Annotated in this window: 21 protein-coding genes, 1 tRNA gene and 1 pseudogene; 9 read left to right on the forward strand and 14 right to left on the reverse strand. The window is 61.4% G+C overall.

Translation table 11 applies throughout. The features are described from left to right. The first annotated feature begins 13 nt into the window (after positions 1 to 13). From ftsH to serA, 5 genes are all read left to right on the forward strand, one after another. Entirely contained in the window at positions 14 to 1,945 is a 1,932-nt protein-coding gene (gene ftsH, locus C4N04_RS10295; RefSeq protein WP_038691074.1) for an ATP-dependent zinc metalloprotease FtsH, read from the forward strand. Between the two features lie 243 nt (positions 1,946 to 2,188). Beyond that, entirely contained in the window at positions 2,189 to 3,541 is a 1,353-nt protein-coding gene (gene glmM, locus C4N04_RS10300; protein ID WP_038691072.1) for a phosphoglucosamine mutase, read from the forward strand. Positions 3,542 to 4,377: 836 nt separating this feature from the next. Then, on the forward strand, positions 4,378 to 5,214 hold the full coding sequence (locus C4N04_RS10310) for an outer membrane protein (protein WP_010060657.1): 837 nt from the start codon (positions 4,378 to 4,380) through the stop codon (positions 5,212 to 5,214). 187 nt (positions 5,215 to 5,401) lie between these two features. After that, positions 5,402 to 6,580 carry a phosphoserine transaminase gene (locus C4N04_RS10315; RefSeq protein ID WP_106795973.1) on the forward strand — a complete coding sequence of 393 codons (1,179 nt, stop codon included), beginning with the start codon at positions 5,402 to 5,404 and terminating at the stop codon, positions 6,578 to 6,580. Between the two features lie 81 nt (positions 6,581 to 6,661). Then, positions 6,662 to 8,257, forward strand: a complete 1,596-nt coding sequence (gene serA, locus C4N04_RS10320; protein WP_039622028.1) for a phosphoglycerate dehydrogenase — start codon at positions 6,662 to 6,664, stop codon at positions 8,255 to 8,257. A 78-nt stretch (positions 8,258 to 8,335) separates the two neighbouring features. Here serA and C4N04_RS10325 read toward each other — a convergent pair whose 3' ends face one another. Then, positions 8,336 to 8,602 (reverse strand): hypothetical protein, encoded by a 267-nt coding sequence (locus C4N04_RS10325; protein WP_039623497.1) that lies wholly within the window; start codon positions 8,600 to 8,602, stop codon positions 8,336 to 8,338. Positions 8,603 to 9,101: 499 nt separating this feature from the next. Between C4N04_RS10325 and mnmA the strand changes: the two genes are divergently transcribed. Further along, positions 9,102 to 10,301, forward strand: coding sequence for a tRNA 2-thiouridine(34) synthase MnmA (gene mnmA, locus C4N04_RS10330; RefSeq protein WP_106795974.1), 1,200 nt, complete (start codon positions 9,102 to 9,104; stop codon positions 10,299 to 10,301). Positions 10,302 to 10,438: 137 nt separating this feature from the next. Continuing rightward, positions 10,439 to 10,515 (forward strand) — tRNA-Met (locus C4N04_RS10335). Between the two features lie 136 nt (positions 10,516 to 10,651). On the opposite strand, the gene ligD is transcribed toward C4N04_RS10335, so the two are convergent. The 11 genes and pseudogenes from ligD to C4N04_RS10390 all read right to left on the reverse strand — a co-directional run bounded on the left by ligD (position 10,652) and on the right by C4N04_RS10390 (position 21,165). After that, positions 10,652 to 11,695: a non-homologous end-joining DNA ligase gene (ligD, locus tag C4N04_RS10340; protein ID WP_106795975.1), complete on the reverse strand. Its 1,044-nt coding sequence runs from the start codon at positions 11,693 to 11,695 to the stop codon at positions 10,652 to 10,654. Continuing rightward, positions 11,692 to 12,501: a Ku protein gene (locus tag C4N04_RS10345; RefSeq protein WP_077990496.1), complete on the reverse strand. Its 810-nt coding sequence runs from the start codon at positions 12,499 to 12,501 to the stop codon at positions 11,692 to 11,694. Before C4N04_RS10345 ends, ligD begins: the two co-directional genes overlap by 4 nt. 15 nt (positions 12,502 to 12,516) lie before the next feature. After that, positions 12,517 to 13,413: a Ku protein gene (locus C4N04_RS10350; RefSeq protein ID WP_106795976.1), complete on the reverse strand. Its 897-nt coding sequence runs from the start codon at positions 13,411 to 13,413 to the stop codon at positions 12,517 to 12,519. A 231-nt stretch (positions 13,414 to 13,644) separates the two neighbouring features. Further along, positions 13,645 to 14,007: a cupin domain-containing protein gene (locus tag C4N04_RS10355; protein ID WP_106795977.1), complete on the reverse strand. Its 363-nt coding sequence runs from the start codon at positions 14,005 to 14,007 to the stop codon at positions 13,645 to 13,647. After that, positions 14,000 to 14,668: an isochorismatase family cysteine hydrolase gene (locus tag C4N04_RS10360; protein ID WP_106795978.1), complete on the reverse strand. Its 669-nt coding sequence runs from the start codon at positions 14,666 to 14,668 to the stop codon at positions 14,000 to 14,002. The genes C4N04_RS10355 and C4N04_RS10360 overlap by 8 nt, the downstream gene beginning before the upstream one ends. Next, entirely contained in the window at positions 14,668 to 16,218 is a 1,551-nt protein-coding gene (locus C4N04_RS10365; RefSeq protein WP_106795979.1) for an ABC transporter ATP-binding protein, read from the reverse strand. Before C4N04_RS10365 ends, C4N04_RS10360 begins: the two co-directional genes overlap by 1 nt. After that, a complete protein-coding gene (locus tag C4N04_RS10370) occupies positions 16,215 to 16,916 on the reverse strand; it encodes an isochorismatase family cysteine hydrolase (RefSeq protein ID WP_106795980.1) in 702 nt (233 codons plus the stop codon). Before C4N04_RS10370 ends, C4N04_RS10365 begins: the two co-directional genes overlap by 4 nt. A gap of 12 nt (positions 16,917 to 16,928) precedes the next feature. Continuing rightward, positions 16,929 to 17,945, reverse strand: coding sequence for a formamidase (locus C4N04_RS10375; RefSeq protein WP_106795981.1), 1,017 nt, complete (start codon positions 17,943 to 17,945; stop codon positions 16,929 to 16,931). Between the two features lie 18 nt (positions 17,946 to 17,963). Further along, positions 17,964 to 18,891: pseudogene (locus C4N04_RS10380) on the reverse strand (ABC transporter permease). Further along, positions 18,891 to 20,018, reverse strand: coding sequence for an ABC transporter permease (locus C4N04_RS10385; RefSeq protein ID WP_106795982.1), 1,128 nt, complete (start codon positions 20,016 to 20,018; stop codon positions 18,891 to 18,893). Before C4N04_RS10385 ends, C4N04_RS10380 begins: the two are co-directional and overlap by 1 nt. Before the next feature lie 19 nt (positions 20,019 to 20,037). After that, entirely contained in the window at positions 20,038 to 21,165 is a 1,128-nt protein-coding gene (locus tag C4N04_RS10390) for a BMP family ABC transporter substrate-binding protein (protein WP_106795983.1), read from the reverse strand. Positions 21,166 to 21,477: 312 nt separating this feature from the next. On the opposite strand from C4N04_RS10390, the gene C4N04_RS10395 reads away from it, so the two are divergent. Then, positions 21,478 to 22,194: a GntR family transcriptional regulator gene (locus tag C4N04_RS10395; protein ID WP_064686068.1), complete on the forward strand. Its 717-nt coding sequence runs from the start codon at positions 21,478 to 21,480 to the stop codon at positions 22,192 to 22,194. A gap of 54 nt (positions 22,195 to 22,248) precedes the next feature. After that, on the forward strand, positions 22,249 to 22,638 hold the full coding sequence (locus C4N04_RS10400; protein ID WP_077990843.1) for a RidA family protein: 390 nt from the start codon (positions 22,249 to 22,251) through the stop codon (positions 22,636 to 22,638). A gap of 20 nt (positions 22,639 to 22,658) precedes the next feature. Here C4N04_RS10400 and C4N04_RS10405 read toward each other — a convergent pair whose 3' ends face one another. Both C4N04_RS10405 and C4N04_RS10410 read right to left on the reverse strand, forming a co-directional pair. After that, positions 22,659 to 23,240: an NAD(P)H-dependent oxidoreductase gene (locus C4N04_RS10405; RefSeq protein ID WP_096764359.1), complete on the reverse strand. Its 582-nt coding sequence runs from the start codon at positions 23,238 to 23,240 to the stop codon at positions 22,659 to 22,661. After that, a complete protein-coding gene (locus C4N04_RS10410; RefSeq protein ID WP_077990473.1) occupies positions 23,237 to 24,646 on the reverse strand; it encodes an FAD-binding oxidoreductase in 1,410 nt (469 codons plus the stop codon). The genes C4N04_RS10405 and C4N04_RS10410 overlap by 4 nt, the downstream gene beginning before the upstream one ends.

Genomic DNA, 24,646 nt, shown 5'->3' on the forward strand with positions numbered 1-24,646 from the left:
GCTGGGGAGTTCAATGAACCCTAACTTACGTAATTTTGCCTTGTGGGCGATCATCGCGCTTCTGCTGATCGCCTTGTTCAGTATGTTTCAGACGGCTCCGGCACAGACTGGCTCCCGCGAAATTCCCTATTCGCAGTTTCTGCGTGAGGTCGATGCGGGCCGCGTGAAGGATGTCGTGGTCACGGGCAACCGTGTTTCCGGAAGCTATGTTGAAAACGGCACCACCTTTCAGACCTATTCCCCTGTAATCGACGACAGCCTCCTCGATCGCCTGCAGCAGAAGAATGTCCTGGTTTCCGCCCGTCCGGAAACGGACGGTTCCTCGGGGTTTTTGAGCTATCTCGGCACGCTCTTGCCGATGCTTCTCATTCTCGGCGTCTGGCTGTTCTTCATGCGGCAGATGCAGGGTGGCTCGCGCGGGGCGATGGGCTTCGGGAAATCCAAGGCCAAGCTTCTGACCGAAGCGCATGGCCGGGTGACCTTCGATGATGTCGCCGGCGTCGACGAGGCCAAGCAGGATCTTGAGGAAATCGTCGAATTCCTGCGTGATCCGCAGAAATTCCAGCGTCTCGGCGGCAAGATCCCGCGCGGCGTGCTGCTCGTCGGCCCTCCGGGTACCGGCAAGACGCTGCTCGCCCGCTCGGTCGCCGGTGAAGCCAATGTGCCGTTCTTCACGATTTCCGGTTCCGACTTCGTCGAAATGTTCGTCGGCGTCGGCGCAAGCCGCGTACGCGACATGTTCGAACAGGCGAAGAAAAATGCCCCCTGCATCATCTTCATCGACGAAATCGATGCGGTCGGCCGCCATCGCGGCGCCGGCCTCGGCGGCGGCAATGATGAACGCGAACAGACGCTGAACCAGCTGCTGGTCGAAATGGACGGCTTCGAGGCGAATGAAGGCGTGATCCTGATCGCTGCCACCAACCGTCCCGACGTTCTCGACCCGGCGCTGCTGCGCCCCGGCCGTTTCGACCGTCAGGTCGTGGTGCCGAACCCCGACATCGTTGGCCGCGAGCGCATCCTCAAGGTGCACGCCCGCAACGTGCCGCTGGCACCGAATGTCGATCTCAAGGTTCTCGCCCGCGGCACGCCCGGTTTTTCCGGCGCCGACCTGATGAACCTCGTCAACGAAGCCGCCTTGATGGCCGCCCGCCGCAACAAGCGCGTCGTCACCATGCAGGAATTCGAGGACGCCAAGGACAAGATCATGATGGGCGCCGAGCGCCGTTCCTCGGCGATGACCGAGGCGGAGAAGAAGCTCACCGCCTATCATGAAGCCGGCCATGCCATCACCGCGCTCAATGTCGCTGTCGCCGATCCGCTGCACAAGGCGACGATCATTCCGCGCGGCCGTGCGCTCGGCATGGTCATGCAGCTTCCCGAGGGCGACCGCTACTCGATGAGCTACAAGTGGATGGTGTCGCGCCTCTGCATCATGATGGGCGGCCGTGTCGCCGAAGAACTCACCTTCGGCAAGGAAAACATCACTTCGGGTGCCTCCTCGGATATCGAGCAGGCGACCAAGCTTGCCCGCGCCATGGTCACGCAGTGGGGCTTCTCCGATCAGCTCGGTCAGGTCGCCTATGGCGAGAACCAGCAGGAGGTCTTCCTCGGTCACTCGGTTTCGCAGTCGAAGAATGTTTCGGAAGCGACCGCACAGAAGATCGACAATGAAGTGCGCCGCCTGATAGACGAAGCCTATACGCAGGCCCGTACGATCCTGACGGAAAAGCACGACGAATTCGTCGCTCTCGCCGAAGGCCTGCTGGAATACGAGACGCTGACCGGCGAAGAGATCAAGGCGTTGATCCGCGGCGAGAAGCCGTCTCGCGATCTCGGGGATGATTCACCGCCAAGCCGCGGCTCGGCTGTTCCAAAGGCCGGCGCGCGGCCGGCCACCAAGGGCGACGAGCCTGAAGCCGGCCTCGAACCGCAGCCGCATTGAGCCGCTAGCGCCATCTTGAACAAGGCCGGATTTCCCAAGCGGGAGATCCGGCCTTTTCTATTTGGTAACGGGATATAATCATTTTTCTTGCTAATTTACGTGCCGTTCGCCGCATTTTGTGGCATTCCGCTGAATTGAGGCAAGCATGAATCGCGCTCGTGGATTGACGACATTCCATTGAAGCCGGATTCGCTTGGAACGGCGCGCTGCCTTGAATGGCGCGCGCAAAGCGCAGGAGTGCAGATGAAAAGACGCTATTTCGGGACCGACGGCATTCGCGGCCAATCCAATGTCTTCCCGATGACACCGGATCTCGCCATGCGGGTCGGCATTGCCGCCGGTACCATCTTCCGCCGCGGCAATCATCGCCATCGCGTCGTCATCGGCAAGGATACGCGTCTTTCCGGCTATATGCTCGAAAACGCCATGGTCGCGGGCTTCACAGCTGCCGGCCTCGATGCTTTCATTCTCGGCCCGATCCCGACGCCTGCGGTTGCCATGCTGACCCGCTCGCTGCGCTGCGATATCGGCGTGATGATTTCGGCTTCGCACAATCCTTACGAGGATAACGGCATCAAGCTGTTCGGTCCCGACGGCTATAAGCTGTCCGACGACATCGAGGCCGAAATCGAGGAGCTGCTCGAAAAGGACCTGAGCACGCAGCTCGCCAAGTCCGACGACATTGGCCGCGCCAAGCGCGTCGACGGCGTACATGACCGTTATATCGAACACGCCAAGCGCACCCTGCCGCGCGACGTGACGCTGCAGGGTCTACGGATTGCCATCGACTGCGCCAACGGCGCCGCCTATAAGGTGGCGCCTGCCGTGCTCTGGGAGCTCGGCGCCGACGTCGTCACCATCGGCAACGAGCCGAACGGCACCAATATCAATCTCAATTGCGGCTCCACCAGCCCGGTTGCGCTGCAGAAGAAGGTCGATGAGGTGCGTGCCGATATCGGCATCGCGCTCGATGGCGACGCGGACCGCGTCATCATCGTCGATGAGAATGGTTCGATCGTCGACGGTGACCAGCTGATGGCCGTCATTGCCGAGAGCTGGGCCGAGAGCCAGCAGCTGCGTGGCAATGGCATCGTCGCCACTGTCATGTCCAACCTCGGCCTCGAGCGCTTTCTCGACGACCGCGGCATGGCGCTCGCCCGCACGAAGGTCGGCGACCGTTATGTCGTCGAGCATATGCGCCAGCACAATTACAATGTTGGTGGCGAGCAGTCGGGCCATATCGTGCTGTCGGATTATGGCACGACGGGCGATGGCTTGGTTGCCGCACTGCAGATCCTTGCCGCCGTCAAGCGCACCGGCCGGACCGTCAGCGAGGTCTGCCGCCGCTTCGAGCCGGTGCCGCAGCTGCTGCGCAATGTCCGAATTAGCGGCGGCAAGCCGCTGGAGGATATCCAGGTGCAGAAGGCAATCGCCGATGCCGAAGCCGAGCTTGCCAAGACCGGCCGGCTTGTCATCCGCCCCTCCGGCACCGAGCCGCTGATCCGCGTCATGGCCGAGGGCGACGATCGCGCCCAGATCGAGCGCATCGTCAACGAGCTGATCGGGACGATCTCGAACGTCCGGACGGCCGCTTGATCCGGTGAGGCCACATTGGGCTCGACCCTAGGCTTGGCGACATTCATTGGGCGTTTGGGCTGATGCTTAGAGAATGAGCGAGGCACTCTCTTAAGCCCTCATCTTGAGGTGCCCCTCGGGATGAGGGCTAAGGGCATGCCGTGTGGCTGATGGGCTGGTCGGCGTGCTTTGCTTGGGAAAATCGTTCGACACTACGCTCTACGGCAGAAAATCTAGCGCAAGTATCAGCCCATCCACCCTTCATTCCTGTGACGGGCACAGGAATGAAGGGTGTAGTAAGTGCCGGCCTAATGAAGCACCCGTTGTGGTGTGTCTCTGTACGCTGACGGCGCGTTTGGCGAGAATGCCGCCACACTCTCCGTCATCCCAGGCCCTGAGCCTGGGATCCATGCGACTGCTGCTGCTGGATGCGGTGTGGATGCTCGGCTCAAGGCCGAGCAGGACGGAGGGTGGGGTGGGCAGGAGAAACCCATTCACAGCGCAGACGCCCGTGTCCGCGACGCCATCCGCTAGCGAAGCCAGACAATGCCAGTCACGGCCTAAACTGATTTGGTGAGGGTGGGTGGGGCGAGCGTCCTCGCCAATGTATCACCCCTGGTGATGATCATATGCCGCGTCGCGGCTGGGCGAAGATTAAGGGAAGAGCTGGTGCGCTATCCAGCCAAGTGGTCTCGTCAGGTCGCAGCTTCGAAGACTTTTACTGCGGCAATCCCTGTTTCCTAAAGTAAATAATCGTGGTTAAGCAGCTTTTAACATTTCCCATTCATTATCCATCCGAAGCGTATCAGTTTGGCGGCGATGTGTGCCTGCCGACGCAACGGATTTTGGAGTGGGATATGAAAAGAAGCTTGTCCGGCATCTTGGCGGCATTGTTGATCGCGACAAACGCCTATTCCGCGGACTTCGCCCCTGCTGAGCCGATCCCGGAGCAGCCGCCGGAAGTGACGGTCACCGAGGCAACCGGCTGGTACCTGCGCGGCGATGTCGGTTATGCCTTCACCGATCTGCGGGGCGCCCGCTACTTCCAGGGCAGCAATGCCACGGAGGTCGATTTCGACGACGCTGACCTCGACGACGCATGGACGATCGGCGGCGGTGTCGGTTACCAGATCAACAGCTACCTGCGCACCGATCTGACCTTCGATTATCTCACCCAGGCCGATTTCCGCGGCTCGACGGTCGGTCAGTGCGGCTTCCCGCTGGTGGATTGCACCTCGAGCGACCGCTCTTCGCTGACGGCCTACACGCTGCTTGCCAACGCCTATGTCGATCTCGGCACCTACGGCTATGTCACGCCTTATGTCGGCGCCGGTATCGGCGGTTCCTACGTCAAGTGGAAGAACCTGCGCAACGTCGCCTGCGCCGATGACGGCAGCTTCTGCGACGATCAGGTTACTCATGGCGGCAAGGGCAACTGGCGCTTTACTTACGCCCTCATGGCCGGCGCCTCGGTCGACGTCACCTGCAACATCAAGGCCGATGTCGGCTACCGCTACCTGCATATCGACGGCGGCAACATGTTCGGCTATGCCGATAACGGCGGCCCGGGCCGCGACAAGGGTCTGAGCGTCCACGAAGCCCGCGTCGGTGCCCGCTATCTCTTCGGCGGCTGCGCCCAGGCGAGCTACGAACCGCCGCCGGAAATCCCGCTGCAGCAGCCGGTCTACAAGTAAAGCCGAACCCTTCGCATGAAAAAGCCGCCCCGACCCGGGCGGCTTTTTTCATATCCGCCACCCCGTCTGCGTCAAAATATCTACCGGTTGCGACACTTCGATCTTGACTATGACGTCTCCGATCCATACACACGGCGGCGGGACACCCTTCCCCAACGAAGGGCTTTCTATCTGAGAGGATAGCATCATGGCGAAGACCGCAAAGCCGGACATCCGTCCGCACAATACCCATTTCTCTTCTGGCCCCTGCTCGAAGCGCCCCGGTTGGTCGCTCGAAGCCCTTTCCGACGCGGCCCTTGGCCGTTCGCACCGTGCGAAGGTCGGCAAGGCCAAGCTCAAGCAGGCGATCGACCTTACCCGTGAAATTCTCGAAGTGCCGGCGGATTACCGCATCGGCATCGTTCCGGCGTCCGACACCGGTGCCGTCGAAATGGCGCTCTGGTCGATGCTCGGCGAACGCGGCGTCGACATGCTCGCCTGGGAAAGCTTCGGCGCCGGCTGGGTCACCGATGTCGTCAAGCAGCTGAAGCTCAAGGATGTGCGCAGGCTCGAAGCCGGTTACGGCGAGCTTCCCGATCTCTCCGCCGTCGATTTCGATCGCGACGTCGTCTTCACCTGGAACGGCACGACTTCGGGTGTGCGCGTGCCGAACGGCGATTTCATTCCCGCCGAGCGTAAGGGCCTGACGATCTGCGATGCCACGTCGGCGGCTTTCGCGCAGGAACTCGATTTCGCCAAGCTCGATGTCGTCACCTTCTCCTGGCAGAAGGTTCTGGGCGGCGAGGGCGCACATGGCGTCATCATTCTTTCGCCGCGCGCCGTCGAGCGCCTCACCACCTATACGCCGGCCTGGCCGCTGCCGAAGATCTTCCGCATGACCTCGGGCGGCAAGCTGACGGAAGGCATCTTCCAGGGCGAGACGATCAATACGCCGTCGATGCTCTGCGTCGAGGACTATATCGATGCGCTGCTTTGGGCCAAGGAGCTCGGCGGCCTCAGGGCGCTGATCGGGCGCGCCGATGCCAATGCCAAGGTCATTCACGATTTCGTCGCGGCAAACGACTGGATCGCCAATCTCGCCGTCAAGGCGGAAACGGCCTCCAACACCTCCGTCTGCCTGAAGATCGTCGACAAAGACATCGCGGCTCTCGACGCCGACGGCCAGGCGAATTTCGCCAAGGGCCTGGTCGGCCTCCTGGAAAAGGAAGGTGTCGCCTATGACATCGGCCATTACCGCGACGCGCCGTCGGGGCTGCGCATCTGGGCGGGTGCTACGATCGAGGCGTCCGACATGCAGAAGCTGATGCCCTGGCTTTCCTGGGCGTTCGAAACGCAGAAGGCGCAGCTCGCTCAGGCGGCAGCTTGACGTGATCGCATCCGGCTCCGCCACAGGGCGGAGCCCGTATCTCCATTCATTCATCGCTGAACACATTTGAAGGAGGCCACAATGGCACCTCGCGTTCTCGTATCCGACGAATTGTCGGAAACCGCCGTCCAGATTTTCCGCGACCGCGGCGTCGAAGTCGATTTCGAACCGCAGCTCGGCAAGGACAAGGATCGTCTGCTCGAAGTCATTGGCAAGTATGATGGCCTTGCCATCCGTTCCGCCACCAAGGTGACGGAAAAGATCATCGAAGGGGCGAAGAACCTCAAGGTTGTCGGCCGCGCCGGCATCGGCGTCGACAATGTCGATATCCCGGCTGCCTCGCGCCGCGGCATCATCGTCATGAACACGCCCTTCGGCAACTCGATCACCACGGCAGAACACGCGATCGCGCTGATGTTCGCCGTCGCCCGCCAGCTTCCGGCCGCCGATACCTCGACGCAGGCCGGCAAGTGGGAGAAGTCGAAATTCATGGGTGTCGAGATTACCGGCAAGACGCTCGGCGTCATCGGCGCCGGCAATATCGGCTCGATCGTCTGCGCCCGCGCCATCGGCCTCAAGATGCATGTCGTCGCCTATGACCCGTTCCTCTCCAAGGAGCGCGCCGAGGAAATGGGCGTCACCAAGGTCGAGCTGGACGAGCTTTTCGCCCGCGCCGATTTCATCACGCTGCACGTGCCGATGACCGACAAGACGCGCGGCATCCTCAACAAGGAAGCGCTGGCAAAGACCAAGCCCGGTGTGCGCATCATCAATTGCGCCCGCGGCGGCCTGGTCGATGAAGCGGCTCTCGCCGAAGCCATCAAGTCCGGCCATGTCGCGGGTGCTGCTTTCGACGTCTTCGAGGTCGAGCCCGCCAAGGAAAGCCCGCTCTTCGGCCTGCCGAACGTCGTCTGCACGCCGCATCTCGGCGCTTCGACGACCGAAGCGCAGGAAAACGTCGCCCTGCAGGTGGCCGAACAGATGTCGGACTATCTCGTCAAGGGTGCGGTCTCCAACGCCATCAACATGCCGTCGATCACCGCGGAAGAAGCGCCGATCCTGAAACCTTTCATCCGTCTTGCCGATGTTCTCGGCGCCTTTGTCGGCCAGGTCACCGAAGAGCCGATCAAGGAAATCGAGATCCTTTATGACGGCATCACCGCCAACATGAACACGCGGGCGCTGACGAGTGCGGTGCTTGCCGGCCTCATCCGCCCGCAGGTCGCCGACGTCAACATGGTTTCGGCGCCGATCATGATCAAGGAAAAGGGCATCGTTCTCTCCGAGGTCAAGCGCGACAAGACGGGTGTCTTCGACGGCTATATCAAGCTGACGGTGACGACCGAGAGCATGACACGTTCGATCGCCGGCACGGTGTTTTCGGACGGCAAGCCGCGCTTCATCCAGATCAAGGGCATCAATCTCGATGCCGATGTCGGCTCGCACATGATCTACATCACCAATACCGACGTTCCTGGCATGATCGGCTTCATCGGCACGACGCTTGGTGGTGCCGGCGTCAACATCGCCAACTTCCAGCTCGGGCGCGACAAGCAGGGTGGCGACGCCATCGCGCTGCTCTATGTCGACGGCGAGGTGGAGGATGGCGTGCTCGAACAGCTGACGGCCCACCAGGCAATCCGCCAGGCAAAGCTGCTGACATTCAACATCGACTGAGTTTCCTCCTCCCAAGGAAACAGGGAAACCCGGCGCGGGAAACGGCGCCGGGTTTTCTGCGTCAGTAATGGGTATATTTCAGTGAGGCAAGCGCTTGCGGCGGACGATCTTGCCGAAACGGGCTCTATCGTCGTCAGCCTTGGTGCGATGAAGGAAGGCGCGCCTGCTGCCGTCGAGACCCTGGAAGAATTCGTCCCAGGAAATCTCCTCCTGCGTTTCCGAGGAAAAATCGACGCGGACGGTTTCGCTGTCGGTCGCGTCCTTGATGCGAGCGGGATGGCCGCCTCGCTCTTCGATCCAGTGTCTGATCCTGTTGTAATCCGCCGTCGTGCCGAACCTGGCCATGAAACCCTCCGCAGCATTCGATTGCGACATTGATGCCAGCAGCAAACGCATGATCGAAAGAATAGTTCCATAGGGCGATACTTATTCGCTCGACGATTTCCGGTTGAGCCGGTCGGTGCTCAAGCATTCGTTATTTTGAGAACGGCGGCCGGCGCGGCATAATGCACGGGCTGGAAGGAGGATGTATATGAAACGCTATTCATTCTCGATAATCGGACTGGCGTTCATGACCGCGGTCATCGCCAATCCAGGCATCGCATTCGCCTGCAACAAGCTGATCGGCACCTGAGCCGCACCCCGCTTTAAGGCGTGGCCTCGGCCGCGCCTTTCCTTTCTCGCGGGCGAAACGATCGGCCGCCCGAAGCCGCCCCTTGCGTCCCGATACAATCCTTTCTATATCGATCGCTGATCGAAAGGCGGCCGATCCCGCCTGATACAGCAATCCGCCGCAATTGCAGCGCAAGGGCGGATGATGAGCGCGCAGAATTTGGCACCACCGTTGAACACACTGGATTTTGACAAGAAGCCGGAAGAGACCCGTGTCGTCGTCGCCATGTCGGGCGGCGTCGATTCCTCCGTCGTGGCCGGCCTTCTCAAGCAGCAGGGTTACGACGTGCTCGGCATTACGCTGCAACTTTACGATCATGGCGCCGCCGTTCACCGCGCCGGGTCCTGCTGCGCCGGCCAGGATATCGACGATGCCCGCCGCGTCTGCGAAACGCTCGGCATTCCGCATTATGTGCTCGATTACGAGAAGCGCTTTCGCGAGACGGTGATCAATCCCTTCGCCGAAAGCTATGTGGCAGGCGAAACGCCGATTCCCTGCGTCTCCTGCAACCAGACCGTCAAGTTTGCCGATCTCCTGGCAACGGCCAAGGAACTCGGCGCCGATGCGCTGGCAACCGGCCATTATATCCGTTCGCGGCCGAACCCTTCGCCCGAACATCCCGGCCGCCGCGCGCTGTTCCGTCCGGCCGACGCCGACCGCGACCAGAGCTATTTCCTGTTCGCCACAACGCAGGAGCAGATCGACTATCTGCGCTTTCCGCTCGGCGGCCTGCCGAAGGCCGAGACCCGCCGCCTTGCCGAAGAGATGGGCCTCGTCGTCGCCAAGAAGGCCGACAGCCAGGATATCTGCTTCGTGCCGCAGGGCAAATATTCCGATATCATCACAAAGCTGAAGCCGAATGCGGCGCTCGCCGGTGAGATCGTCCATCTCGACGGCCGCGTGCTTGGAAGCCATGAAGGCATCCTGCATTTCACCATCGGCCAGCGCCGCGGCATCGGCATCGCCACCGGCGAACCACTCTATGTCGTCTATCTCGATGCCCGCTCGCGCCGCGTCATCGTCGGTCCGAAGGAGGCTCTGGAAACCCACCGCGTCTATCTGCGCGACGTCAATTGGCTGGGCGACGAGACGCTCGTGCAGGCCGCTTCCGGCAATGGCTTTGCCTGCTACGCCAAAGTCCGATCGACACGGGCACCGGCACCCGCCGTGCTGCATGTCGATGCCACAGGCACCTATGTCGACCTGACGGTCGGCGAGGCCGGCATTGCTCCCGGCCAGGCTTGCGCGCTTTATTCCGCACCCGGCGACGACGCCCGCGTCTTCGGCGGCGGTTTCATCGAGCGTTCCGAGCGTGAACCCTCGGCCGAGGCCTCGCTCAAGGCCCTCTTGGCCAGCCCCGTCGCCGCCTGAAATCGATAGGAGAGGGCGGGTGGCCAAGCCCCAGGGTTTTTCTCCATCATGCGCTTGACACAAAGCCGAAGCGCACCTTATAAGCCGCTCATCCCACGAGCCCGCAGCGCTTCGCGAGCAGGTATCGTTTGACCAGTGGCGGAGTAGCTCAGTAGGTCAGAGCAGAGGAATCATAATCCTTGTGTCGGGGGTTCAAATCCCTCCTCCGCTACCACACGTTTTTCTTCAAACTATTCTCAGGTGTGGGCTAATGCCCGCGCTTTTCGATGGCTTAGGCCGTGCGCCTCCTTAGGAACTCCCTTGGGTAGCACGGTGCCGAAGTCTTGAGCCATATCGCCACCGCTGGAAGTTCATTCAGGCGGTTTCTCATTCATGTCGAAAACCGCCGCATTGTCCTGGATTTCACGGAGGCCCTTATAGGATGCATGGCGCAAACTGCCGTCATCGGTCCATCCGCGAAACTCGATCTCCGCAATCAATGTTGGCTGGGCGAAGACCAGGTTCTTGCCCTTGAGTGCTACAGCCGGCCGCTTGGTTCTGAGTTTATCGAGTGACATGCGCAGGTGCGCCGCATTCCTGGCATTAAACCCCGTTCCAACCGAGCCGACATAGACCCAGTCATGCTCCTTGCGCGCTGCAAGAAGCAGGCTGCCGATCCCACCGCGCGCAACTGTCGACTGCTCGTAGCCGATGATCATGAAGCTTTCGCTCTGGACACATTTGATCTTCAGCCAGTCGCCGGTGCGGCCGGAGCGATAGGGCTGATCCCGATGCTTGGCGATGATGCCCTCGATCCCCATCGAGCAGGCATTCGCCAGAAGCTCGGCGCCATCGCCAAAGACTTCGTCCGACAGCCGAATTGCGCCGGTGACGCCATCGAGAAAATCTTCCAGCAGGTGGCGGCGGACCGAGAGTTCCGTTCCCGTCAGATCATGGCCGTCAAAATAGACAAGGTCGAATGCCATGAACACGGACTCGGTCGACGAGCGTTTCCCACCCCGTCCACCGAGCGAGCGCTGCAGGGCGCCAAAATCCGAATGCCCCTCCTTGTCGAGCACGATCGCTTCGCCATCAAGGATGGCGGTTCCGACGCCGAGCTTCCTCGCCGCCTCGGCGATCGTCGGAAACCGGTGCGTCCAATCGTGGCCGCCGCGGGTGATGATCCGCACCCCTTTCGGCTCGATGTGAATGGCAAGTCGATAGCCGTCCCATTTCACCTCGAATGCCCAATCCGGTCCTTTGGGCGGCACCTTCTTCAGCAGCGCCAGGCATGGCTCTACCCGATCGGGCATCGGGTCGAACGGAAGATGAGGCTGTGTGGGATCGCGCCGCCGCGCCGGCTTCGACTTGAGAAGGTGCGCGTCCTGGAGCAACGGTTTGGCGCGGCGGGTCATCTGCCGGTCCGCTTTTCAGCTGCAACCGATTTCTTCAAAGCATCCATGATGTTGACCACGTTGGTCGGCGGAGCCGACGGCGCAGATTTGCCCTTGGATTTGGCAGGTTTCTTGAGGCTCTTCTTTTTGGCGGCGATGATCTCAAGCAGGCGCTCCTGTACCGGGTCGGCCACCATCTTCGGGCTCCAGTCCTTCGTCTGCTTTTTGATCAATTGCTGGACGAGCGGCATCATGTCGGAATCGGCGTTTTCGTCTCCGACTGCCTCGAAATAGCTGTCTTCATCGCGGACCTCGTCGCCGTAGCGCAGCGTCCACAGGACGATACCTTTGCCGCGCGGCTCGAGCATGACGGCGCGCTCGCGTCGCGAGATCACCAGGCGGGAAATCCCCACCATATTCTGGGCCTCCATCGCGTCACGGATGACGGAGAAGGCTTCCTGCCCGACCGGATCATTCGGCGAGAGATAATAAGGCGTGTCGAGCCAGATCCAATCGATGCTTTCGCGGGGCGTGAAGGTAGAGATATCAATCGTTTTGGTGCTTTCGAGAGCAACGTTCTCGAGCTCTTCGTCCTCGAGAATGACGTACTCGTTCTCTCCGCGCTGATAGCCTTTAACCTCGTCCTCTTCCTTGACCTCCTTGCCGGTAACGGAATCGACGTAGTGGCTGACGACGCGGTTCTGGGTCTGGCGATTGAGCGTGTGGAAGCGGACCTTCTCACTTTCGGAGGTGGCCGGCATCATCTGCACCGGGCAAGTGACGAGCGAGAGCTTGAGATAACCTCGCCAATAAGGACGTAGAGCCATGACTGTGACCTCCGATCAGCCGGCCCGGCGCCTCGGTGCCGAAGCCTGCTTCGTTTTCGCGGCAGGCTTGGCTGCCTTCTGACGGCCAGCACCTCTGTTGGCGTTCGCCGCCGTCCGCTTCGGCTTCGTTTCCTTCGCGCCGATACCGGCGCTCTCGCGCAAGGCCTGCAGCAAGTCGCTCGGCTTGGAGGCGGCCGGCGCTTTCCGCTTCGGCAGCGTGCGGCCCTCGATCTTCGCCTTGACCAGCTCGGCGACTGCAGCCTCATAGCGGTCATCGAAGGTGCTGGCGTCGAAGCTGCCCTTCTTGGTGCCGATGATATGTTCGGCGAGTTGGAGCATTTCGCCTTCGATTTTCAGGTCTGGCATCTCTTCAAACGCCTTTTCGGACGAGCGGACCTCGTAGTCGAAGTTCAGGGTCGAGGCGATCAGGCCCTTGCCATGCGCCCGGATGAGAACGGTGCGCAGCCGACGAAAGAGCACGGTCTTGGCAACTGCCGCGACCCCTTCCTTCTTCATGCCGTCCCGCAGGAGCAGAAAGGCATCCGTGCCGATCTTGTCGGGGGCGAGATAATAGGGCTTGTCAAAGTAGGTGGTGTCGATCTGCGAACAGGGAATGAAGGCCTCGATCTTCAATGTCTTGTCGCTCTCAGGGATCGCTGCCGCAACCTCGTCGGGCTCAAGCACGACATATTGGCCGTTCTCGACCTCATAGCCTTTGACCTGGTCGTCGCGCTCGACCGGATCCCCGGTCTCGCTGTCGATGAATTCGCGTTTGACCCGGTTTCCGGTTTTACGATTAAGGGTGTTGAAAGCGATGCGTTCCGACGAGGAGGCCGCCGTATAGAGCGCCACCGGGCAGGACACCTCCCCGAATCTGATATAGCCCTTCCAATTCGCTCTCGGACCCGCCATGGCTTGGGATGCTCCCGACACAACTCAAGCGATTCAAGTGATTCGGCGGCGAATCGTTCCGAGCGAAACGAATCATTTTTCAACGACTTAGCAAGCCGCTCATGCTCGCTTTCCGAGTCCTCATTAGCGCCCTGATTCCAATGCGTCTTTTTTTGGCGGCGCGAGATTCAGAAGCGAACAACTTCGAGGTGAGAGCAGGTTTGTCTGGGCGGATCTCAATGCAACATGACGTTAGGGCCCAGGCGTTGCGGGCTCTTCTAAGATCTTCACCGGTCGATCCCATTGGATGAGAACGACGCAGCCGGTATCGCTCCAGACCGAATGTTCGGTGCCAGGCGCATTGACGATGTAGCTGCCGGGGCCGTAGTTGCCAGCTTCATCGGATTGTATGCCATCCAGAACCAGGATCGTTTCCAGCCCTGAATGCCGGTGGCGCGGAACGCTGGCGCCGGCCCCGTATTTCAGGAGCGCCACGCCCGGCTGGTCACCTTCGAAGGGGCGGATCCAATGGATGGTCACGTCGTCGCGAAAGGGGCCGAATTCCAGTTCCTTCCAGCCGCCTGACGTCAGCAGGTCGCGGGTTGTTTCAGGCATGGGCGATGCTTTCCAAAATGTCGTCGACATGGGCGGTCCAGCCGACGATCGCGCCCTGGGCGCGGATCATGGCGATTGTTGCCGCCTTGAATTCGGGGAAATAGCTTTCCGTCGCCTCCTCAGCGAGAAGGCACTCATAGCCGCGGTCGTTCGCCTCGCGCATGGTCGTCTGTACGCAGACCTCCGTCGTCACGCCGGCAAAGACAAGCTGCTTGATGCCCTTCTGCTGCAGTATCTCTCCGAGGCCGGTGGCATAGAAGGCGCCCTTGCCGGGCTTTTCTATGACCACTTCGCCGTCGATCGGAGCAAGCTCCGGCAGGATCGCCGTTCCCGGCTCGCCCGCGATGAGGATGCGGCCCATGGGGCCTTCGTCGCCGATCCTGAGGATGGGATTGCCGCGGTCGCGTTTTGCTGGCGGCAGATCCGAAAGATCGGGGCGGTGGCATTCCATCGTATGGATGACCGGCAGCCCGGCATGGCGGAAGCCCTGAATGAGCCGCTTGACATCCGGTACGATCCTGCCGATGCGGCTGACGTCGTTGCCGAGGCTTGCGCCGAAGCCGCCGGGCTCGGCGAAATCGCGCTGCATATCGATGACGATAAGGGCGAGATGATCGTGCTTTACCGGGAAAGCGAAGGGTTCTGCCTTGATCTCGGCCATCAATGATGCCCCGCCATGTGGGCGCCGATCACGGCGATATCGGCCGCGCGCGCCGGTGTCTCGTAAACCAGCCGGCCTTCGGAAATGACCATGATGCGGTCGGACATCTCGAGGAGCTCGTCGAGGTCTTCGGACAGCAGCAGGACGGCCGTGCCGGAATTGCGGGCCTTCATGATGCGAGCCCGGATTTCGGCGACAGCCGAGAAGTCGAGGCCGAAACAGGGATTCGAGACAATCAGCAGGTCAACCTTTCCGGTCAATTCGCGAGCGAGCACGGCGCGCTGCACGTTGCCGCCTGAAAGTGCCGCGATCGGCGAGGATGAGGAGGCGGTCTTCACCTTGAAGTCCGAAATCAGCGCCGCCGCCCGCTTTTTCATCTTGCCCTTGTTCAGCCAGATCGCATCCTTGCCGTCCGCCTTCAGGTCGAAGGTTCGGAAGGCGAGGTTTTCGCTCACCGTCATGCGCGGGGCGCAGGCGTTCTGCAGCGGCTCCTCGGGGATGAAGCGGACATTGTTTCTGCGGGTCTCGGGGCGCGTCGCGCCATAGGTGTTGCCATTGACGCTCACGCGGCCGCTGTCGGCCGGCCGCTGGCCGGCAAGGATCTCCGTCAGCTCTTTCTGACCGTTGCCCGAAATGCCGGCAATGCCGACGATCTCGCCGGAGCGGACCATGAGATTGTCGATCGCGATGGTCTTGAGGCCAGAGCGGTCCGGCGCCTTGACCTGCTCCACCGCAAGGACGGGCCTGGCGTTTTCGGAAACGGGAACGCGGCTGTCGAGCTCTGCAAGCTTCACGTCGCCGATCATCATGGCGGCCATCTCCGATGTCGAGAGGTCGCCGACCTTGCCGGTGCCGACCAGCCTGCCGCGTCGCAGGACCGAGACGGCATCGGCGAACTTCGTCACCTCGTGGAACTTGTGCGAAATCATCAGCACGGTCAGTTCGCCGCGCTCGGTCATCCCCCGGATGAGACCGAGCATCTCATCGGCTTCGGCAGGGGTCAGAACCGAGGTCGGTTCGTCGAGAATGAGAAAGGAGCGGCCGAGATAGAGCTGCTTGACGATCTCCAGCTTCTGCTTCTCGCCGGCGGCGAGCTCGCTCACCGGCCGGTCGAGCGGGATCCTGAACGGCATGCGCTCCATGAAGGCGGCAAGGTCCTTCCGCTCCTTCGCCCAATTGATGATGGCGGGCACTTCGGCGCGGCTGATGACGAGGTTTTCGGCGCCGGTCAGCGACGGGACGAGCGTGAAGTGCTGATAGACCATGCCGAGGCCATAGATGGCGGCGTCCTTGGGCGAGGCGATGGCCACTTCGCGGCCGTCGACGGAAAGCGCTCCTGAGGTGGCGTGGTAGAAGCCCATGATGCATTTGACGAGGGTCGATTTGCCCGCGCCGTTTTCGCCGAGCAAAGCATGGAAGCTGCCGGCGGGCACCTTGATCGAGACATGGTCGAGCGCCGTGAAGCTGCCGAAGCGCATCGTCATGTCGAGCGTATCGATGCCGACGGCTCGGCCCGCCTGTGGGAGCGGTGTGTCGCGGACCGTGCTCATGGCAGCTGGCTCACAATCGTCTGGGAATTGGAGACCGAGCCGAAGACGCCCCCCTGCATCTTCACCATCTTGATGGCGGCGAGATGGTTGCCGTAGTCGGTCGCGCCGCAGCAATCGTCCAGAAGCAGGCATTCGAAACCGCGGTCATTGGCCTCGCGCATCGTGGTGGAGACGCAGACGTCGGTGGTGATCCCGGTCAGGATGATGTTTGCGATGCGCTTCTGGTTGAGGATCAGTTCAAGGTCGGTGGCGCAGAAGGAGCCCTTGCCCGGCTTGTCGATGATCGTCTCGCCGTCGATCGGATAGAGTTCGGGGATGATGTCCCATCCGGGTTCGCCGCGGGTCAGGATGCGCCCGCAAGGACCCGGATCGCCGATCCCTGCGCCGATCCGCTGCGAGCGCCAGCGTTTGTTGGCCGGCAGGTCGGCAAGATCGGGCCGATGGCCTTCGCGCGTGTGGATGATGTGATAGCCCTTGGCGCGCATGGCAGCCAGCACGCGTTTGATCGGCTCGATCGGCGCCTGGACGAGCGACAGGTCATAACCCATGTGATCGACGTAGCCGCCCTTGCCACAGAAATCCGTCTGCATGTCGATGATGATGAGAGCGGTGTTATCAGGTCTCAGATCGCCATTATAGGGCCAGGCATAGGGGTCCGCGTCGATATAATGTCCTTTGGGTTCGACCATGGCGTCCATCGTCTTCTTCTCCTATTCGCCCGCGAGCTTGAATGTTTCACCGTAGCGCCGCGTCGGCTTCTCGAAGCCGCAGGACGTACCGTCCGTGACCTTCACCCGATCCTCCCAGGGAAGGTGGTATTTGCCGGCGACGAGGTCGTGCATGTAGGTATAGGGCGCGTCACCCGCGCCGCCGGAGACAGCGACATAGCCGCGATGGCCGAATTGGTAGATATTGTTTTCGACGCCCCAGCCGAGGCGTGCTTCGCGCACCAGATCGGGACGGACTTCGGCAGTGATGATCTCGTTGACGCGCCCAGAGGCGCCGTGAGCGATGATCGTGCCGTCGAAATTGCAGACCATGCCTTCGCCCATGGAATCGAAGGTGCCGTCCGAGCCGCACATGCAGACGCTCGCCGTAACCATCAGATTGCAGAAGGCATTCGACTGATTGGTGAATTTCCAGCTTTCGCGGATTGGCGCGGTGTAACCGGCCGTGCGGATCATGATTTCCGCACCCTTGTAGGCGCATTCGCGCGCCATCTCCGGGAACATACCGTCATGGCAGATGATGAGCGCGAGCTTTGCACCCTTTGGCCCGTCGATGACCGGGATACCGGCATTGCCAGGCTCCCATGGTTCGACCGGCACCCATGGGTGCATTTTGCGATAATAGAGCTTCAGCTCGCCCTTATCGTCGATGACAATGCCGGAATTGTAGGGCATGCCTTCAGGGTTCAGCTCCATGATCGAGAAGCAGCCCCATATCGCGTTCCCCTTGCAAGCCTTCTTGAAGGCTGCGACCTCCGGCCCGTCGAGCGTGCACATGATCGCGGGATTGATATCCATCGACAGGCCGTGAAGGGCATATTCAGGGAAAACAACCAGATCCATGCCGGGCTGGTTGCGTCGCGCTTTACCGACGAGATCGACGATCACCTGTGTCTGGCGGGCGAGGTCTTCTCTCGTGACGGTAACGGGAAGCTGCAATTGGACGAGGCCGATGGCGACGCCATGTTCCGATTTGTTCAATCCGCCGAGACCGTTCATGGCTTGGCTCCTTTCATGCTACTTTGTCAGGGAAAGCGCCCCGGGGCGCACCGGCGAGCGAACGTGTCGGCGAAGAGGTCGCGATCATGATGACCAGCGTCAGCACGTAAGGGGCGGCATAGAAGAGATAATAGCCCTCGCTCACCCCAACCGATTGCAGCGCCGGTCCGAGCGCGCCGGCGCCGCCGAAGAGCAGGGCGGCAAGGAAGCAGCCGATAGGATTCCATCGGGCGAAGATGACGAGGGCCACGGCCATCAGACCCTGACCGGAGGAGACCCCCTCGTTCCAGGAGCCGGGATAATAGAGCGAGAGATAGGCGCCGCCGATCGCCGCCAGCGAGCCGCCGACGGCGGTGGCGAGCAGTCGCACGCGATCCGGATCGATGCCCATGGCCCGTGCTGCATCCGTACTGTCGCCGACGACGCGCAGGACGAGACCGACGCGGGTATTCTTGAACGCCCACCAGAGAACGAAGGCGAGGGCGGCCCCGAGGAGGAACAGCACGTTGATATTCAGCGCCGCCTGGATTTGCGGCAAACTGGACCAGGAGCCGAGCGGAATTGCCGGCAGATGCGGCGCTGCCGGCTGGATGAAGGGCTTGCCGAGGAAGAAGGCGAGCCCCAGGCCGAACTGCATCATGGCGATGCCGATCGCGATATCGTTGACCTTCGGCCATTTGCAGATCCAGCCGTGGACAAGGCCGAAGACCGCGCCTGTCGCCATGGCCGCGAGCACGCCGAGCCAGGGGGAGTTGGACATGACGGCGACGGCATAGGCCGTCATCGCGCCGAAGACGAGCGTGCCTTCGAGGCCGAGATTGATGCGGCCGGAGCGCTCGGTGATCGTCTCGCCCAGGCTGACGAAAATGAAAGGGGTGGACACACGGATGGCGCCTGCGAGGATGGCGAGGGGCACGCCCCAGAAGCCGATGCCTGTCTCTTCCATCACAGGCTCCTTTTCCAGAGGTCGGGATTGAAGACCTTGAAGCGGCCGTAGAAGGTCTCGCAGAACAGGATGACGAGGAAGAGCATGCCTTGCAGCACCAGCACGGTGGCATCAGGCAGCCCCATGCGGCGCTGGATCAGGCCTCCCGAAGCGTCGATGCCGCCGAGCAGGATCGCGACGGGGACGATCGCCAGCGGATTGTGTCTGGCCAGGAAGGCGACGAGGATGCCGGTATAGCCGTAGCCCGCGGCAAGGGAGGCGTTGGCGCTGCCCTGGACGGCGGCGACCTCGATCATGCCGGCAAGCCCGGCGAAGCTGCCGGCGATCGCCGTGAAGCCGGCAATCAGCCTGCCCACGGGCAAGCCTTGAATCTGGGCCGCGCGCACGTTGCCGCCAGCAATACGGGCGGCAAAGCCGTAGCTCGTCACTTCGATCAGGATCCAGGAGAGAATGCAGGCGACAATGCCGATGACAAGGCCCCAATGCACGTCCATGCCGGGGATGTTGCCGAGCATGTACTCAGCCGGCAGCGGTTTGGTCGACGGCTTGTTGAGGCTTGCAGGATCGCGCAGCGGCCCTTCGACGAACTGGTTCATCAAGGCGATGGCGATATAGGAGAGCAGCAGCGACGAGATGGTCTCGTTGACGCCGCGGTAATGGCGCAGGAAACCGGCAAGGCCGATCCAGATGCCGCCGACCACCATGGCGGCAACTCCCATGAGAACGAGCGTCAGCAAGACCGGCGCCGAACCCGCGAGCGGCATGGCCATGGCCGCGGCGGCAACGCCGCCCAGCACGACCGCTCCTTCCCCGCCGATGATGACGAGGCCGAGGCGGGCGGGCAGGGCGACGCAGAGTGCCGTCAGGAGCAGGGGTGCGGCACGGCTTAAGCTGTTCTGCACCGAAAACCAGCTGCCGAAGCCGCCGGTATACATGAGCTGGAAAAGCACTGCCGGCGATTTGCCGATCGCCAGGATGAACAGGGAGAAGAGCGCAAGACCGATCAGGATGGCGGCAAAGCCGATGGCAAGAGGTTCGGCTTTTCGCGCGATCCATTCGAGGATCGGACGCAGCGAAGCCGGGTTTTCGGCGATGGATATTGCGGGATCATTGGCCTGGACGGTCATGGCGCTTCCCCTTCGCGGTTTACGCCGTGGATCCGACGACACCCTCGAGCAGATAGTTCATGCTTTCGAGCTCGATCGCGTCTTCGGCGTAGCTCTTGTCGGCGGTCACGACCGTGCCGCCCTTGTTGTCCTTGAGCGGTCCCTTGAAGACCGAGAAGCCGCCTTTCATCATCTCGGTATGGGTAGCCTCGAAGGCCTTGCGCCCGGCTACGGAAACGCCGGGGCCGAGTGCGCTCATCTTGACGAAGCCGTCCTTCAGGCCGCCGCGCACGAAGTTGCCGAGCTTTTCGCCGGCCTGCGCCTTTTTGACGAAGTCGCTGTAGACATTGCCCCAGGCCCATTCGGCGCCGGTCAGGTACTTCTCGGGCGCGAGCGGGCTCTGGTTGGCATGATAGCCGCAGACGAAGGCGCCGCGGCCCGCCGCCGTCTCGACCACGACCTTCGGGCTGTCGACATGGCAGGTGATGACATCGGCGCCCTGGTCGACCAGCGCGTTGGTGGCTTCGGCTTCCTTGACGGCGAGCGACCATTCGCCGGTGAAGATCACCTGGCAGGTAATGGTCGGATCGACGGTGCGTGCGCCGAGCAGGAAGGCATTGATGTTCTGCAGCACCTGCGGAATCGGCTTGGCGGCGACGAAGCCGATCTTCTTGCTTTTCGTCGCATGGCCGGCCGCGATGCCGTTCAGATACTGGCCCTGGAAGATGTAACCAAAGTAAGAGCCGGTATTGGCCGGATGCTTGCCCTCCTGCCAGAGGCCGCCGCAATGGCGGAACTGGGTATCGGGATATTTGGCGGCCATCGCCAGCATGTGCGGATCGAAGTAACCGAAGGAGGTCGGGAAAAGCAGAGCCGCGCCATCGAGGTTGATCATCGATTCCATCGTCTTCTGGACGTCGACCGTCTCCGGCACGTTCTCTTCCTCGACGACGGTGACGCCAGGCAGCGCCTTGACGGCGGCTGCACCCTCGGCATGGGCCTGGTTGTAGCCATAGTCGTCCTTCGGACCGACATAGATGAAGCCGACGGTAAGGGCGCTCTGGGCAAGGGCGCGCGAGGAAAGCAGGCCGGGCGCGGCGCCGGCAAGGGCAGCGGCAGCAGAGGCCTGAAGAAAATTGCGGCGGTTCATGGAAAGGAGTTTGGTCATTGGAATGCTCCCCTTATGGCGTTCTGCCGGTTCATTGGATACAGGAAAAGTGTATGCAATGGACGTGCCAGATATTAAGGGATTGATTTTACGATGGTAATTTCGAGGCCGTTTGACGGATGTCGCAAGTGTATGCAATTTCAGGGGCTCACAGTATAAAATTTATGCAAAGCCTATAAAATTGGCGAAAATTCCACATTATATAGGAAGTGAACTTGTTTCCGGTTGTCGATTAATTTAATTTTGCAAATGAAAACAGTGTATTGTTTCCATATTTGACTTTGTGTCGTGGGCAATGCATGTGTATGCAGCATGACCAACGACCAGAGTGACCCATCGAAGCAGATCCGGCGCCGGGAGATCATCCGGGCGGGAACGACCGTCGAGCAGATGGTGCGGGCAATCGCCGACATGATCGTGACCGGGCAGATGCTGCCGGGTGACAAGCTCGACGAAATTTCGCTGGCAGCCCGGTTCGATGTGTCGCGCACCCCTGTGCGTGAGGCGCTCCGGGAACTCGGAGCGATGGGGCTTGTCGAGCGCGAACCGAACCGCAGCGCCGTCGTCACCAATGTGACGGAAACCTATCTGCATTCGATGTTCGAGGCGATGGCGGAGCTCGAGGGCATTTGCGCTCGGCTTTCCGCCGAGCGGATGACGATCGAGGAGCGGCGCCTGTTGGAAATCGAGCACCGCGCCTCCGCCCGGCTCGTGCGTCAGGGCGCCGACGAAGAGTATGCTGCCTATAATACCGAATTTCATAGCCGGCTCTATCGCGGCGCGCACAATGAGCACATCTATGAGCTGGTAACGCAGAGCAGGGCCCGGCTTGCGCCTTTTCGCCGCGCGCAGTTCCGGCTGTCCGGCCGGCTGGCGAAATCCTATGACGAGCACGACGTGATCGTGACGGCGATCATGCGCGCCGACGGCGCGGCCGCCGCGCGCGCGGCCTATGCCCATGTGGAAATCGTCAGCGACGCCAGCGCCGTCTTTGCGGCCGCTGCCGAGCGGAAAGAGCGAGGCGCTTGACGTCGGAGAGGGTTTGGCTGAGGAGTTGAAGGAAATCGCGCTATGGAAATGCCGATGAAGAAGATTTTCAATCCGCCGTCCGTCCGCCGTCCGTTTGGAAATTACAATCATGGGCTGCTGGTGCCGCCGGGCGCGTCGCTGCTCGTCGTTTCAGGCCAGCTCGGCATCGGTCTCGACGAGAAGGTGCCGGAAGATATCGGCAAGCAGGCGGAGCTCTGTTTCGAAGCGATCAAGGCCATTCTTGCCGATGCGGAGATGAGTTTTGCGGATGTCATCCGCATTTCGGCATTCGTGACGAAGCGCGAGGATTTTCCGGCCTATATGGCGGTGCGCGATCGCTACACGCTCGATCCGAAGCCGGTTTCTACGTTGATCATCGTCGGCGGGTTCACTCGGCCGGATTTCCTCGTCGAAGTCGAGGTCACCGCCGCCAAAGTACTGTGACGTCTCTGGGGCGACCCGTTTCAGAACCGTTCCATCGATGTCTGCACCTTTTCCAGAAACCGCGCCCGCGTTTCAGGCGTGCAATTGTTCATGTCGTAATGAGCAAGGAAGGTAACCGGCCGCAGCGGATTGATCTGCGCCCTCAGCACGCGCTTGACGATCCTCTTCGGCGGGTTGCCGGCCACGAGGGCGCGGAATGGGGTTGTTCCGTAGGTCAGCACGGCGGCGAGCTTGGTGATATGGCGCAACCGCGATTCCACCTTGCCGTCGACAAGTTCGAAAGAGACGCCCGGAAGCCAGACGCGATCGAAATAGCCTTTGAGGATTGCCGGGAAGCCAAAGTTCCAGACGGGTGTCACCAGTACCAGTCCTTCAGCCTGCTTCAGCCGATCGACATAGGGCTTCACCAGTGCGGAATTGCCGGGATAGTCGTGATAGGCGAGCCGGTCGTTGCGTGACAGCACGGGATCGAATTTCTCGGCATAGAGATCGCAGCCATCCACCTCGTGACCGGCTTTGCGAAGGCTTTCCAGCGTCTGTTTGTAAAGCGCCTTGCCGTAGCTTTCCTCGACCGGATGCGAGTGAAGGACGAGAACTCTCATGAGGCCTCCATGACGCTCGCAAGCCCTGGGAAGAGATAGTTCTTGCCGGCATCGAAATCGAAATCGGGGTTCTCCCAGGCGATCATCTTGCCGGGATTGAGGAGCCCCCTCGGGTCGGTCTCGTGCTTGAAGGCGAGCTGCACCTTGTCGGTGCGTTTCATGCCGCCTTCCTCGAGCGTGTAGCGGTGCGGGTTGAAGATCGGGCAGCCGTGATCCTGGTGAATCCTGATGATCTCCTCGAGGCGTTCCTCCGAGGTGTAACGCACCAGCGGCAGGCCGGAGCACTGGATCTGCCCGTCGAACCTGATGAATTCGAGATGGCCCGGCACTTCGTCACCAAAGATCTCGACCATCTTGGCGACCTTGGCCACGTGATCCGGCCCCGGATACTGAACCTGCAGATAGGTGAAGTTGGGATCGACCTTCAGGGCGCGCAACGTCGTGTGGTTCCAGGCAAGCTCATAGGCATGCGGAATGCCCTTCATGCTTTCGACCGTGTCGGAGCGGAAGACGACCTCGCCCTTATGCGCGGCGGCGAAGGCCAGGAAAGCATCCATTGAATGCGGCGCGATCATCAGCACCACGACCGACTGTCCCTTGCGGATATAGGGTTTGTGGCGCGTGAAATAATCATGCGGTATGGGTGCGGCGATCGGCGCGATCTCCTTGACGAGGATGCCGTTGCATTTGGCGAGCGCATCCGAGAAGCGCACGGCCGCCATGAAGTCGTCGTAACCGACAAGCACGTCGACCCAGTCATAGGCGGGCGCCAGCGGCATTTCGATTTCAGTGATGATGCCGTTGGTGCCATAGGCATGGCTGACCTTCTGCAGGTCCCAGCCGGTGAGGTCGAGCACCCGAGGTTCGGCTTCCATCGTGACGACGCGCAGACGCAGGATATTGCCGAGATCGCGCAGGCCTCCCCAGGTGATCGAGCCGACGCCGCCGGAGCCGCCGGCGATGAAGCCGCCGACGGTCGCCATCTGCGCGGTCGAAGGGTGGAAGCGTAGCTCCTGCCCGGAATGGGCCTTGGTCTGCTTGTCGAGCTGAGCGATGATGATGCCCGGCTCGCAGATCACCCGGCCGGGATGGATTTCCTTGATCTTGTTCATGGCCGCAAGGTTCAGCACGATGCCGCCGGAGAGCGGCATCGCCTGGCCGTAATTGCCGGTGCCGCCGCCGCGGGGAGTGACCGGCACCCCATGGGCGAAAGCAACCTTCAGCGTGCGGATGACCTCTTCCTCATTCTTTGGCGTGACCACGAGATCGGCCGTCACATTGTCGAGCTGCGCCTTCAGGATCGGCGAATACCAGTAGAAGTCCCGGCTCTTCTGGCGCACCAGCGCCGGATTGTCCTCGACGGCGATGCCTTCGAGTTCCTTCTTGATCGTCTGATAATCCGGCAT

The organism is Rhizobium sp. H4 (genome assembly GCF_003013335.1).
In the GTDB taxonomy this organism is placed as follows: Bacteria; Pseudomonadota; Alphaproteobacteria; order Rhizobiales; family Rhizobiaceae; genus Rhizobium; species Rhizobium sophoriradicis.